Consider the following 13,686-nt stretch of genomic DNA (forward strand, 5'->3'; position numbering starts at 1 on the left):
GTCAGAGGTGTATAACAGACAGGGTCGGGGGTGGCCTGCGGCGACGGCAGCGGCGGTAGTGGCACTGTCGGCAAGACCGCCTGCGCGAAATCTTTCCGGGCGAAATTCACCAGTGGTGTGCCGGAAGGTGAAAGACCAACCACCATCGCAAGCCCGCCGGTTGAAACAGCAGGCTTTCCGCAAGCTTTGGCCCGTAGAAGCATCTCCGCGTATTCCTTAAACCGGCTCAACGAAACGCCGGGTAGACACTCAGGCGCTCTCGGATCCAGGTCCTCAAGGAACAGCGGGTGTTGCCATTGTTTCTGCACGCACGTTCCCCAGTACGGTACAGCCTCGATGCGAAGCCTGTTTGTTTCGGGGTCAACGCCGCTTCCGTAGACGAAGGCATGTGGCTTACAAAATACCCCCTCGACGGCTCCCGCCCGACATAAGTCCGCATAGCTCCAAAGGCTGGTCAGATGGTGATCCGCGTCCCCTGATGGATACTTTAGTCGCTCGCTGCGGAATTCCGCGCAGGACCGTTTGAATTCAATGAGGGTCCAAGTGGCGTCGAGTTTGACGATGAGGTCGGCCAGCGCATCTTCCTTCCCATCCAGCGGTGCGACGAAGTGATCGATTCCCATCGTCATGACGTACGCGTATTCGACCGTCTTTTCCCACCAGATCTTCGTATGTTCCATTTTTTCGACTTTCCTTTGCTCGCGTCTGCCCGATCTGACGGGTCCTCGCAATCTTATCGGCCGCTAAATCAGTCCCTTTAGCGTGAGATCCCGTAGGTCAATTTCCCAACGTTTCGTAGTCACCCTCCCCTTCTCTCTAGAGACTGGGTTGCCGCGCAGAGCGCGGTCGGCGTAGGACATATGGAAATTCAGTATATAAAGTCGCGGTTCAGCTGTCCGGAACGTTCGAGTCGCAGGAATTGCCGGGTTCGTGTGCGCAACCTTGGAGTCTTCATACCCCGAGCCTCGGCGGGCAGAGGCTCAGCGTTCTATCCACAACTAGCGAATAGGCGCGTTAGATAGCTATCTAGTAGCTATCTCGCGACTGCTTCTGACGTTGGGCACCCTCGCGATCCCGGCGTCTCTTGACAGTTCTCCATACGGACGCCCGGGACTGCGGCGCTGTGCCCCCTCACCTACAAATACTCTCTTATCGACACCATTGGATGCCTTCAGTAAAGCATCTCTACCCCCTCCCCTTGAAGACACTAGATAGCTATCAGATAGCTACGTGATAGCTACCAATAAAGCCGTCGTCAACTAGGGCCCCGCGTGTGGTCGTACCGTCTTCGTGCGAACGGCCATTGTCGGATATCGACAGGCTACTGGATAGCTACCATGCGGAAAGTTGAGAACTCAATTCCTGTGGTCGATTACACTTTTGATCGAAATAAAACGGCATCTTTTAGGATATCCGATAGCTACTAGATACCAATTAAATAGCTGTCCGATATCTCAATGTTAAATTTGTGCGACACTGTACATTACGATGCATTGCCGAAAAGGCTAAGATCGTTTCATATGGATAGCTATCCAGTAGCTATCCGATGTCTATTAAGTACCAAATTAGTATTTAACGATATCGGATAGCTTCCTGAAATCCACTAGATACCAATAGATATCCGATAGCTACCAATTCTCGCAAACCTAGGCTATCATCGCGCGGACGAAAGTCTTCAACGCTAGCTAGTAGCTACTAGCTAGCTATCTTTAAAAGGATAAGAGATGCCCACGATCGTTTTCGTTAGCCCTAAAGGCGGTGCCGGCAAAACAACCTCCGCATTGGTCCTAGCTGAGCAGCTTGCGATGAACGCAGACGTCACCGTGATTGACGCCGACCCGAATAAACCCATTCAAGCTTGGGCAGCGGGAGAGCACACGCCTCCGCGGCTGCGCGTAGTGGCTGATGCTGATGAAGAAAACATGATCGAGGTAATTGAGGATGCGGCCTCTAAAACTCCCTTCGTCATCGTTGATCTGGAAGGTACTGCGGCGAAGATCGTATTGCTGGCAGTAAGCCAGGCCGATCTGGTTATCGTCCCGACTCAAGGGTCCCAACTCGACGCAAAACAGGCGTCCCGCGCTCTCCGCGTGATCAAGCAGCAGGAAAAAATGTCACGACGGCCGGTTCCGTATGGTGTCTTGCTAACGAGAACCAGTCCAATCATCCGTACGAGAACCATGTCACATATCAATTCCTCCTTCGCCGAGGCAGGAATTAACGTCTTCGCGACGGAGCTGAACGAGCGGGAAGCCTTCCGGGCGATGTTCTCATTCGGTGAACCCTTGAGCAGTCTGGACCCTCGTGAGGTATCGAACTTGGACAAGGCAACGGCAAACGCTGCTGCCTTCGCGGCGGAAGTAATTGAAACTTTGCGGGCGGCCAAGCAGGAAGTTGTGTCGGAAGGAGATGCGCTATGAGTCGAGTCAATCCGTTGGACGATCTGAGCGATTTCCAGCCGAAGCAGGCGAGTGAGTCTCATCGGAAACCTGTCGAGCCGGGGGTCATCGAGAAACTTGCCGTAGACAACGGGTTTCCCAGCCGGCAACCGACAGCGGCGACTGCTACCGGAACTGACTCGGATCGTAAGAAGCGCAGGCGTTTTACCACCGGCCGAAATCAGCAGATCAACATCAAAGCGACGAACGAGACTATAGAAAAGCTGTATGCAACCGCTGATGAGATGGGCTTGCCTCTTGGTGAAGTGCTGGCTAGGGCGCTTGAGGCTCTGCGACAGTCTCGGTCACGTTAGCCACCACTCTTATCTAGTAGCTACCAAGTAGCTACTAGATATATCTTCGAGCGCAATCAGCCGTGACCTGTCAATCTCACAATGCGTTCCGCCCAAATTCTTTAGCCGGTGGACTCTCCAAACCGCCTTGCCGAACAGGATATCGACTTGATACGTCGCTGAATTAAACAGCAGCAGACGCCGCACTAGGGCCCTAGAACGACGACGCCGGCGTCCGAGCCTTCCTTCGTCCGCCTGCAGGCAGAGGGTTGCCGCGCATCTGCTCAAAACCGGGAATACGGTCTTTCAATCGTTTGGCCATGCGATCCCTCACCATCTGTTCCACTGGACTGGACGATGTAGTTGCGCGAGGCGGGGCGGTGGGTTTGGGGGGCAGGGATATCTCGAAAAACAACACTGTTGTTGTCTTTAAGAAACAACAACTATAAAACCTTTAGCTTCCGGAATCCCTTGGCTGATATACCGTTGCGCCTGGAAAGGTCATGGTTTATGGGGTGACTGGTCATGGTCTGTGGGGCAAACAGTCGTCCAATGGTCATGGTCTATGGGGTCGGGTCATGGTTTATGGGGCGAACATGCTATTTGACCTTATAAATCTATTACAAGCTTATGTTTTTAGACGATATTCAACATCTTCAGAGCCCCGTCGAGTTCGGGAAAGGTCAGCCTTTGTGGGGGGAAAGGTCAGCATCCATGGGGATGACAAAGGTCAGGGTTTGTGGGGAAGCTTGCAGGCCCCCACAAACCCTGACCTTTGGACCTGCCCCATCTTCAGATGTGAGCGAACACTTTCAATGAAAACCGCATCTGTACGCGCCGTCAGGCTCTATCGAAAGCACTCGTTTGCTAGAAAGAAGCGAGAATCGGTGTGCGAGACCCCAAAGTCAGGGCTTGTGGGCTGGTGTCACGACAGCTGAATGGATTCGGTGAGGTCACGCTGTCGAAGCCGCAAAAGCACATGCTTTAAGAGGCCATCGGCCTAGGCCTGCCCCGAAAGGTCATGGTTTGTGGGGAGCTTTTGATCCCGCCTGATTCGAAAGGTCATGGTCTGTGGGGTGCTTTTGATCCCCCCTGATTCGAAAGGTCATGGTCTGTGGGGTGCTATTCGATATCGCTGATCGGAAAGGTCATGGTTTATGGGGAGTGCTGCCGATTGGTCCTGTCCGAAATGCCATCGTGCATGGGGAGGCGGTTCGGACGAAGCCTGTAACGTTACGCGAGTCGAGGGGGAGTGCGTTCTGTTTTGCGCGTTTGGACACACGGCTGCACAAGAAGTCATGGTTTATGGGGTGAATCCGTAAAGTCAGGCTATCGAGGTTGAAAATCTGACCTTTAGCTCCTACAATCATCGGCAATCTCGGAGAAAGAATGCCGAACATCAAACCCGTTCCCCCCGCGAGTGAATTGCGAAAGCACGTTGCAACAGTGCACGTTAGCGGCGAGCTGTCCCTACTGGAGCGCAAGATCGTCAATGTTCTGTTGCTCAACGCTTTCGACGAACTTCTATCGAAGAAAACGCATCGGTTACCAGTTGGGATCCTTTGCACGATGCTAGGGTTTGACAGCAAGAACACCGACGCGCTGAAGCGGGCCTTGTTGAAAATCATGTCGACACCGATCTCTTTCGACCTTCTCCATGAGGGCGGGAAGTCGGATTGGGATGCATCTCCTTTGATTGGCTACGCGGGCATCAAGAACGGCGTTTGCTCGTACGAGTACAGCGAATGGTTGGCGCAAAAGCTGGCGAATCCAGACATCTATACGTTGATCAACATCAATGTTCAGCGGCAGTTCAGCGGAGGTTACGCTCTCGCGTTATATGAGAACTGTTTGCGGTTCAAGCGTACCGGATCGACTGGCTGGATTTCGGTCGAGACCTGGCGGCGCCTTCTTGGGGCAGACGCGAGCATGTACGACGAATTCAAGCACTTTTCCGGCGAAGTGATTAAGAAGGCTGTTCAGGAGATCAACCAAGTTTCCAACATCATCGTTACACCTGAGTACAAGCGTGAAGCTCGCAGGGTGGTGCAGATCCGTTTCCTCGTTGAGGACAATCCGCAGCGCTCGGTCTATGACGGGTCCGAGGACGAGGATCAGCGGGCAATTCGCGAGTCCGATGCGTTTAAGCGTCTAACGGCTCTGGGAATCGGCGACAGGCTGGCGATCAGTTGGATTCAGCAGGAACCCGAGCGCGCGTTGCAAACCGCAATATATGTGGAGGAGCGCGCGCGGAAGAAACAGATCACGGGTAACCCCGGTGGTTACGCCCGCACTGTTTTCGAGAAGGGTAGCAGCATCAACAATACCTCCACGCCACGAGAGGATGGCAGGAAGAAGCCCGAGAAGGAGGCGAGTCGAGCGAAAGAGATAGCCGGCGAAGAAGCCGCAGATGCTCGAGTGAAAAGGACCTCAGCGGCTATCAAAGCGCTCTCCCTTGATGAGCGGCGTGAATTGGCTGAGACTTATTTGGCCGATGGTGGCAAGGGAGTGACCTATCAGCGAGAGTCGGCGACGTTCAAGGACGCAATCGAGCGCACAGCATACACGGCATGGTTGCGTGCGACGGTATCCAGCCGCATCGAACAGGCTTGATCGGGTTTGTGTCACCCGATCCCGCGCCGTTTTTTTCCGCGCGCATCGAGGGAAGGTAATGCAGCGGCGAGCGACGCCTGTAGCAACGCCTCCAACTTTGGAAGTTCGGCGGTAAGCTGGGCGATGTACGGTGATTCAATCCTGAGAAATTTGCCACTTTCGTCGAGCATCACCGTCGCTGCCAAGGCTGATCGAGGTTGCTCTTGCCCTGTCGACAATGCCCTGAGTAAATCCGCCGTGGACCGGCGTTGATCGAATCCGATTTTCATGGCGTTGTGCACGACGGTATCGATTCCGATAACACCGATCAACGCGTTGATTCCTCGTGCAAGACGAAAGGTTATTTTACCTTCGCCTCCTGCTGCTTCGATAACCTCAGCGGGTAGACGGGCCATGCCCAACGCACGCGAGATCATGGGATTGGAAAGCCCGAAAGCCTTCGCGAGATCTGTCTGAGAGGCCCACAATTGCCGATCGAGAAGATAGCGATAAAACCGGCCTAACTCTGTCGGCGAGCACGAGGCCGCCAGCATCTTTGCTTGCACGGATATGGCCGTTCGTTGATTTGGAATACCCCCGGCCGCGAACTTTTCGAACATGCTGTTAGTTTTCCTATTGAGTGAAAGGCCCGCTGCCATAAGCCTCGTGCGGCAACGGCGGTATTCTGTTTTGAACGCTACCGCCCGACCAGTCCGACACGGTCGAGCAAAGCATCGACGCATTCGCGCAAATCAATCGCGGCTTGGCTGCCTGGTTTTGCCAGTACCAGCGGGAGGTCGGCCTCCCCCGGCATTGCGTTAGTTAAGTCGTCGCTATGTCGAACGGACCGGTCGAGCCATGCGTCTTGGTAACTTTGCGTAATCGTCATCAACTGACTGATCCGGCGGACACGGTTTGGGTCGAAAAAATTTCCTACCAGAATCAACTCAGGACTGCGGTCGAAATGCTCTTGCATCTCCGCTATAACACCGCACAGGTAGGACAGCGCCCTGGTTGAGAATTTTTCCATCGACACCGGAGAAACGATGTAATCAGACGCGAACAACGCGCCCTGCGTGATCGAAGTCCTGGCGGCCGCAACGTCAAACAGGATGACGTCGTAGTCCGAAACGTCGAAGTACGGATCTTTCCTGGCTAACCCTTCTTTCAATAATTCTATGACAGCCGATTCATCATTGCGTCCTGCGATGGTTTCGCTGGTCGGCAGCGTATTCAGTCGATCCAATGTCAGATCCGCCGGCACGAGGTGAGGCCCGCAGTCTCCGAAAGGCTTTTTCACCACTTGTTGAAGCGCGACGCGTTCGTTGGAATAGTTTCGCGTAAGGTTAGCGAAGTTGTATTCGATGACCTTTGCCAGCGGAATCCCTCTCTCCAGGGCTTCTTCCGATGTGAGTTCAGAGTGGTAGCCGAACGTGTGGGTGAGGTTAGCTTGAAAGTCGAGGTCCACGACCAAGACCCGCAGCCCCTTAAGTGCGAAAATCGAAGCAAAATTTGAGGCAAGAGTTGTCGCGCCCACGCCCTCACAGGGGGCGTACACGGTTGCTACGACCGGCGTCTTTTCGGCATTCCTATCCTTGGAACGTCGCGTAGCACGATAGCGCGCAAGCTCGAATATATTTTCAATTGAGAAGAGGCGGGTTCTCGGCCCGGACTCATCTCGAGCCACTTTGATACCTGACTCGTCAACCATGCGGCGCAAGGTGTCGACGGAGGTGGCTAAGAGTTGAGCTGCCGCCTGAACTTTCAATGGCTTGACCGACAAATGCATTCTCCGCAACGGGAATCGTAGGGTTCCCATTTTGCTGAGGGAATCGCAATTGTGCAAGGATTTTATGTTGGTTTATAAAAAAATCCTTGCACAATGGAAAATTCATGTTGCAATAAAATATTGTGGCAGGTTGTTTAAATCTTGAAAGTTAGCAGAGAGGCCGCATAGAGTTACGGTCATGGTAACAATCGATTGGAATTTGTCGGGTCGCGATAATGTAGGATGCAAAAAACGCAACAAGGGGCTTAACCGGTTATGCCCTGAATTGCGGTTTATCGGTCGCAGGAAAAATGTAACAGATTGAATTAACAGAATTTTTCCGCGCGCTATTGCCAACCTGGCGTGTGCAAAAGCGTGCAACTCCTAAGCGATTGGCCATGACGACCATACGCTGTCGGTCGCAAGCGTGTTGCCTCGAAAGCTCCATATTTTTTCAAGCTTTCCGGGAAAGTGCCCATAACCGGTTATGGGCTGCGGTCCTCCAGATCGGCAGCTTTCCTGGCGACACCGCTACTCCCCGGAAAGCCGCGTCAAATCGCACCGCTTTTGCATGAATGACTACCTGTGCGGGCTGATTCAATTGAGTCGGCCCAACTGGATAGTCCGTCATGCGTTTTTTCAAGAGCAGGAAGCAGATCGCCCTGTCGCCCCTGCCGGGCGGCTACAACGAGGATGACCCCGAGAAGGTCATCTTCGATACCGGCACGCGCCTGCGGGTTGAGGCCAATCACTGGAAGATCTTCTCGTTCATGCTCGCTGCGATTGCAGCGGGCGCCGTGTGGACACGCCAGCCGCCGCCATCGGAGGTGAAGGTGTATGGCGTGGCCGCGGACTCGGGTGGCCATCCGCTCACGCATCAGCTTACCGCCTACAAGCCGGAAGATCAGGCGATGCGCACCTCCATGAAGGACACGGTGGTGGCCTGGTTCACGATCGAGCCGATCCTCACCGACAGCGTCGACAACTCGCGCATGAAGCGAAACATCGACGCCGTCAAGGCCCAGATGACCGGCAACGCCAGGAACCAGTTTGCGGACTGGCTCCGCAAAGACGCACCCTATCAGGCGATCACCCTCAATCCGAAGCTCGTGCGCGAAGTGCACGTGTCCAGCGTGTCGCTGCTCGACGAATCGACCGCAGTCGTCGAATTCACTACCAGCGAGACACAGAATCCGACCGACAAACCAGTGGTGCGGCATTGGGCCCTGACCTGGCGCTACCAGATCGTCCCGCCGTCTTCTGACGACGCGCTGGCAGCCAATCCCTTCGGGATTTTCTACCCGTTGTTCACGCTGGAAGAGACCCACTGATGAATACCGTACGTCACGTCAACCCGTGGGTGGCTGCGCTCGTCCTGGCGCTCGCTTCTGCGTCTGCCTTTGCCGCGCGCAAGGAAGCGGTGGCGCCCGCGCCTTCGGCAGACATTGCCACGATGCTTGCCGACCCGATGAGCCCGGTCAATCCGTATAACAGCGGTGTCGACCCGGTCACCATGCCCAACGACGCGCGCATGGCCGTTTTTACGTACAGCCGAGACCAGATCTACAAGGTGCTCACCGCGCCGATCAAGCTCACCACGATCGAGCTTGCCCCCGGAGAGAAGCTCATAGCCGAGCCAGGGATGGGTGACTCGGTGCAATGGATCATCGACACGGATGGCGCTAACCACGTCTTCGTCAAGCCGACGAAACCGGGTCTCGTCAACACACTGCACCTGACCACGAACCTGCGCGAGTACGACTTCACGCTGGTGTCTTCGCCCCTGGGTGGCCTGTTCTACCAGAGCGTGCGCTTTCGCTATCCGCAGTCCCTGATGAGCAAGGTTCGCGCGCGCGAAGACGCGGGTGACTCAGGGAGTGCAGGCGCTGCCGACGGCAGGCAGCCGGGTGATGCCGGTTCCGCCCCGGGTGAATGCCGCGGTGTGGCGGTCACGCCCGGCAACCTGAACTTCGACTACACCGTGTCCGGCTCGGCGCCGTTCAAACCGGAAACGGTTTTCGATGACGGCCGCTTCGTCTGGATCATGCTGCCTAAAAACGCCCCGTTCCCGGTGCCGGTCGTCATGGACCACGGCGACGTCGTGAGCCCCGATTTCAATCGCTGCTATCCGTATCTCGTGGTGCAGCAGGTGGCCGACAGGATCGTGCTGCGCGGGCCTCACGACGAGATCACGATCACGCGCGGCCATCGCGGCCTGTTCAGCTTCTGACCAGGAATCCGGCATGGCCAGGTCCAACCAGCAACCAGGTGGCGAGCACGCTGCAATCGTCAAGGGCAAGTCGCCGCGCAACGCGATCTTCGCGGTCGGCGTGGTGGCCGCGCTCATCATTGGCGCGATCGGGTTTTACTACCAGCTCAGGGAGAGCAACGAGGTCGAGCAGGAGGCGAAGCTGCAGAGAAAGCAGCGGGAGGCGGCTGCCGTCCACAAGGAAGTCAATCCCAACGACGACATCGACAGGATGATGGACGACCAGATTGCGGCCGGTAAGCGCGAAGCGGCATCCGAGGCGCGTGCGGCATCGGCGCCCGCGGTCAACGCAGGCGAGGGTGCGGGCCGGGAAGGCATGCGACCGTCGCTGACCGCGCAGGGATTCATGAACGACCCGGCTGCGGCAAACCTCTCGCAGAAGACGGCGCAGGACAACATTTTCGATTCGCCGATCTTTCGCCCCGGTGTGAAGGTCCAGGATCAGGCGACGCAGCCGGCGCAGCCCGGTGGCGTGCCCACACCCGCGCAGGTCGCACAGGCGCAGGCCGAGGCGCAGCGGGAGGTCATGAACGCGGCCGGCGCCCAGGCGCAGGCTCTTGCGGGTAAGGCAGGCCAGGCTTCGACCCAGACGACGCAGCAGCACGACACGCAGTTCATGAATGACGCGAAGGCGCAGTCGGCAGGCGGCGAAGGCTTCCTGGCCGCCGGCTTCGTTGGCCAGTCGCGTGGCTGCACGCTCTCGCCACCCGGGCACATCGAGGTGGAGACCATCGAAGGCCTGAACTCCGATCACCCCGGTACGGCCGCCCTCGTCGTCGAAAACGATGTCTACGACAGCCTGGGCAATGGCTGCCTGATGATCCCGAAGGGCTCGACCATCGTGGCGCCGTACAGCAGCGATATCCAGCCCGGACAGGAAAGCATCCTGGTCGCAGGTACTGAACTGCGCCTGCCCAATGGCAAACACGTGCCGCTCTTTGGGGCGCAGGGTGCGGACCCGGACGGCACGGCAGGCTTCTCCGGCGACGTGAACAACCATTTTCTCAGGATCTATGGCACGTCGTTCCTGACCGCCATCCTGCTCGGAGCGTTCGACAGGAGCAGTACCACCGCGACCACGTCCAACTCGTTTGGCGTGACGCAGGTCGGTTCGACGGCAGGACAGGTCGCGGCGAACACGGCGCAGTCGGTGCTCAGCCGCTACCAGAACATCCCGCCGACGATCACTGTACCGCCGGGCCAGCGCTTCATGATCAAGGTGAACCGCGATATCACGCTGGAGCCCTATCGTGGCTAGACGCATCCTGATTCCGCTGCTCTTCGCGCTCGGCGGCGTGGGCGCGCATGCCGCTCCTGCCGTGACAATCAGCGAGGTGATCAGCCCGGTCAGCTATGTGATCGCGGACGGCAGCACACGGCGCATGGTCACGCTGGATGGCGCGCCGGTGCTGTATTGCGGCCTGGACGCATTCCAGTTGTGGGCGGCGCCGCTTGTTGGCCAGCCGATCCAGAGCAACCGGGACGTTGGCATTACGGTCAGGGTCGATTCGCACGACGTCGCGCTGCGCGAGCTGCTCGTGCGCGATGGGTGGCTGAAACCGGTGGATCTCGATGACGAGGCGCAGGCGGCGATCGCCGAGGCGCGGGGAGGGTGGGCGTGCGCGGCAACGACCGCCCCCTTCGATGCGATGCACACCAGTGTCGATCCGAAGGTGCTCGATGGCATCGCGCTGAACGAGTCCGGGTTGCACGGGCGGGCGTGGCCCTGGACCCTGAACGTGGCCGGGCAGGGATTCTTCTTCCGGTCACGCGAGGACGCCTATGAGGCGATCGAATCGCTGCTTGCATCCCATCGTTGCGATTTCGATGTGGGTCTGCTGCAGGTCAACTGGTGCTACCACGCGAAGCGCTTCGCCTCGCCGTGGGACGCGCTCGCGCCGGCGACGAACATTCATGTTGCGGAAGACATCCTCAACGAGAACTACCGCAGGACGCACTCCGTTGCAAAGGCGATTGCGTATTACCACAGCGCCAACCCCGCGCCGGGTCAGGCTTACCTCGTGCGCTTCGCGCGCCATCTCACCCGGATCGAAGCAGGCCTATGAAGCGCACCGTCACAACCCTTGCGTTCGCATGCGCAGTTGCGGCCCGCGTGTTGTCCGCTCACGCGGCCAGTACCGATCCGTTCGACTTCGACTACGAGATCGATGGCGGCATCGTCGAGCGGCCGGCACTCATTTTCAACGACGGTTCAAAGACGTACATCCAGCCGCGCGCGGGCCAGATCATCACGGCCGATGGCGGACACCCGGAAGGGCCCTACGTCGTGATCGACGGCACGCCGGAGCTGATCCTGTACACGGTAGGCGGTCATACGGCGAGCGCCCGCTGGTCCAGGGCCAACTCCTTTATCGGTAAGGTGGGTGCAGCCGTCCAGAAGGACGACCAGCCGGCCTCGTTCGATGGCTTCACGAACCGGCTGGTGCTGATCGGCGGGCACGGCGCACTCGAACCTGTTCGTGCGCTCAGTGCGACGATGCCGGTCGGGAACCTCGTCAGGGCGCTGGTGCCGCAGGGCTGGAGCGGCTCGGCCCAGAAAGACGTCGATCTGACCAACGCCGTAGCGTTCCAGACCCGCGACGGCGAGAACTGGCTCGGGGAGCTGGACCGGTTGATGACACAGACGGGCCTGTATGCCGATGTGGATTTCAGCGAGCGGCACGTGCGTCTGCATCGCGATGCGCCGAAGTCCGCAGCGCTCAATTACTCGGCGGGCCAGCAGCAACCGGTGCAGGGCATGGCAGACCCGGAGAACGGCGCGAGTGCGCCTGTCGCATCGGCTCCAGTGTCCCAGCAACCGTCGATGCTCGCCCGGAAGTTCGGCGCTGAAGCGATCCGCGACGGCGACGATACGCACACGCAGATCCGCTTCACGTCAAGGCCGCAGGCCCAGCTGACGGTCACCACGCTGGAAGGCAAGTCCCTGCATCCGAAGTGGGACGGCAGCATTGTCACGATCGATCGCGTTGACCACTTCGTGGTATCGGATGGCACGACGCACGTCGAGGTCGCCCGCGTGGCTGGAATGGTCTACGAGTTTGATGTGGCCAATCCTGCCCATCTCGAAGCTGTGTTCGAGAAGGACGGGCAGACGTATTTCAAGTTTGCGCCGTCCGTTGTGCGCGTCACGGTCGCCGATGTGCGGCATCTTGGCACCGGGCAGCAGAAGGGACGCTATTACCGCTTCGACGGCATCGCGGACCAGTTCATCGTCACCGCCGATGGTGCGACGGTCAACGTCACCCGCCGACGCGATGTGAAGTACTTCGAGCGTACGGGGGCCGCGTCGTGATGCGCTTCGTCCTTCTTGCCCTGATAGCCGCGCTGCTCGGAACCTCTCCGGCCCGTGCTGACTGCATTGATGATGCGGCCAGCTACCGCCAGATCAATGTGTCGCTTGTTCGCACGATCGCGGAGCAGGAATCAGCCATGCATGCGAACGCGTTGAGCGTGAACGCAGACGGGTCCGAGGACATCGGTCTCATGCAGATCAACTCTTTCTGGTTGCCCACGCTCGCGCGCCTGGGTATCAGTCGCGCGCAGCTTTTCGACGCCTGCGTGAACGTCTACGTGGGGACGTGGATCCTCGCCATGAACATCAACCGTTTCGGCCCGACGTGGAAGGCGGTCGGCGCATACAACGCGCATTCCACCGCGAAGCAGCTTGCCTACGCCAACGCCATCTACCGACGCCTTCAGCGGAAAGCCCACTGACCATGACCAAGAACCTGACCATTCCCTACGGGCGTCGCACGCTCACCGTTACCCGGATTCTCGCCGCACTTGTCCTCGCGGGTCTTGCGTTCGGGGCGTGCGCATCCGTCTCCAGTGCGGCTGATCCGGACCAGTCCAGGCTTGCCGCACCCGCCGGCGACGGCTGGCAGGTCCTGTCAGCTTCGGCGGCTTCGCCGTCAGCCGCAGCGGGTGTTTCTGTCCTGGGCGGACCAGCGTCGGCAACGCCTGCTACGGCCTCCGCGCCGCCGCCGGGTGTGTCGCTGGCTGTCACGCCCGTGGTGGTAGCGGGCGACGGCGCGCCGTCGACACTCTCGCTCTCGATCACGCCGCAGGACACGAACCTGCGCAACGCGCTGGACCGCTGGCTGCAGGGGCAGGGCTGGCAGCTCGCATGGAAGATCGACGACGACCTGCCGCTGGAATTCAACGCCACGTTTAGCGGCGACTTCACCTCGGTGCTCACGCAGGTCATGCAGGCGACCAATCACATGCGCACGCCCACCCGGATCTGCCGGCACACCAATCACGTGATCCGCGTCATCGCGCGCGCGGCTACCTGCAAGGACTGAC

13 protein-coding genes are annotated in these 13,686 nt (G+C 58.3%); 10 read left to right on the forward strand and 3 right to left on the reverse strand.

Going from position 1 to position 13,686, the window contains the following annotated elements; translation table 11 throughout:
• The coding region (locus FFS45_RS37840; protein ID WP_212745800.1) for a hypothetical protein at positions 1 to 680 on the reverse strand (680 nt) is incomplete at its 3' end.
• A 1,044-nt stretch (positions 681 to 1,724) separates the two neighbouring features.
• Here FFS45_RS37840 and FFS45_RS37845 point away from each other — a divergent pair.
• The 3 genes from FFS45_RS37845 (at position 1,725) to FFS45_RS37855 (ending at position 5,344) form a co-directional block, all read left to right on the forward strand.
• Positions 1,725 to 2,420: a ParA family protein gene (locus FFS45_RS37845; RefSeq protein ID WP_137959750.1), complete on the forward strand. Its 696-nt coding sequence runs from the start codon at positions 1,725 to 1,727 to the stop codon at positions 2,418 to 2,420.
• Positions 2,417 to 2,752: a stability/partitioning determinant gene (locus FFS45_RS37850; RefSeq protein ID WP_137959751.1), complete on the forward strand. Its 336-nt coding sequence runs from the start codon at positions 2,417 to 2,419 to the stop codon at positions 2,750 to 2,752. Before FFS45_RS37845 ends, FFS45_RS37850 begins: the two co-directional genes overlap by 4 nt.
• Positions 2,753 to 4,120: 1,368 nt before the next feature.
• Entirely contained in the window at positions 4,121 to 5,344 is a 1,224-nt protein-coding gene (locus FFS45_RS37855; protein ID WP_137959752.1) for a replication initiation protein, read from the forward strand.
• Between the two features lie 11 nt (positions 5,345 to 5,355).
• Here the strand turns inward: FFS45_RS37855 and FFS45_RS37860 are convergent, their stop codons facing one another.
• Together FFS45_RS37860 and FFS45_RS37865 are read right to left on the reverse strand one after the other, a co-directional pair.
• Entirely contained in the window at positions 5,356 to 5,943 is a 588-nt protein-coding gene (locus FFS45_RS37860; RefSeq protein ID WP_137959753.1) for a hypothetical protein, read from the reverse strand.
• Between the two features lie 77 nt (positions 5,944 to 6,020).
• Entirely contained in the window at positions 6,021 to 7,106 is a 1,086-nt protein-coding gene (locus tag FFS45_RS37865) for a ParA family protein (protein ID WP_171029868.1), read from the reverse strand.
• 614 nt (positions 7,107 to 7,720) lie between these two features.
• Between FFS45_RS37865 and FFS45_RS37870 the strand changes: the two genes are divergently transcribed.
• The 7 genes from FFS45_RS37870 to FFS45_RS37900 are packed head-to-tail and all read left to right on the forward strand — an operon-like array spanning position 7,721 to position 13,685.
• Complete coding sequence (locus FFS45_RS37870; protein WP_137959755.1) at positions 7,721 to 8,422, forward strand: type IV secretion system protein; 702 nt, start codon at positions 7,721 to 7,723, stop codon at positions 8,420 to 8,422.
• Positions 8,422 to 9,321 carry a TrbG/VirB9 family P-type conjugative transfer protein gene (locus tag FFS45_RS37875; protein ID WP_137959756.1) on the forward strand — a complete coding sequence of 300 codons (900 nt, stop codon included), beginning with the start codon at positions 8,422 to 8,424 and terminating at the stop codon, positions 9,319 to 9,321. The genes FFS45_RS37870 and FFS45_RS37875 overlap by 1 nt, the downstream gene beginning before the upstream one ends.
• 13 nt (positions 9,322 to 9,334) lie before the next feature.
• The gene (locus FFS45_RS37880) at positions 9,335 to 10,618 is read left to right on the forward strand and encodes a TrbI/VirB10 family protein (RefSeq protein WP_137959757.1); all 1,284 of its coding nucleotides are present in this window, start codon (positions 9,335 to 9,337) and stop codon (positions 10,616 to 10,618) included.
• A gap of 7 nt (positions 10,619 to 10,625) precedes the next feature.
• Positions 10,626 to 11,426 carry a transglycosylase SLT domain-containing protein gene (locus tag FFS45_RS37885; RefSeq protein ID WP_249363098.1) on the forward strand — a complete coding sequence of 267 codons (801 nt, stop codon included), beginning with the start codon at positions 10,626 to 10,628 and terminating at the stop codon, positions 11,424 to 11,426.
• Positions 11,423 to 12,673, forward strand: coding sequence for a hypothetical protein (locus FFS45_RS37890; protein ID WP_137959758.1), 1,251 nt, complete (start codon positions 11,423 to 11,425; stop codon positions 12,671 to 12,673). Before FFS45_RS37885 ends, FFS45_RS37890 begins: the two co-directional genes overlap by 4 nt.
• The gene (locus tag FFS45_RS37895) at positions 12,673 to 13,095 is read left to right on the forward strand and encodes a lytic transglycosylase domain-containing protein (protein ID WP_137959777.1); all 423 of its coding nucleotides are present in this window, start codon (positions 12,673 to 12,675) and stop codon (positions 13,093 to 13,095) included. The genes FFS45_RS37890 and FFS45_RS37895 overlap by 1 nt, the downstream gene beginning before the upstream one ends.
• Positions 13,096 to 13,097: 2 nt before the next feature.
• Entirely contained in the window at positions 13,098 to 13,685 is a 588-nt protein-coding gene (locus FFS45_RS37900; RefSeq protein WP_137959759.1) for a toxin co-regulated pilus biosynthesis Q family protein, read from the forward strand.
• Position 13,686: the final 1 nt, after the last annotated feature.

The organism is Burkholderia sp. 4M9327F10 (assembly GCF_005503145.1).
GTDB lineage: Bacteria > Pseudomonadota > Gammaproteobacteria > Burkholderiales > Burkholderiaceae > Paraburkholderia.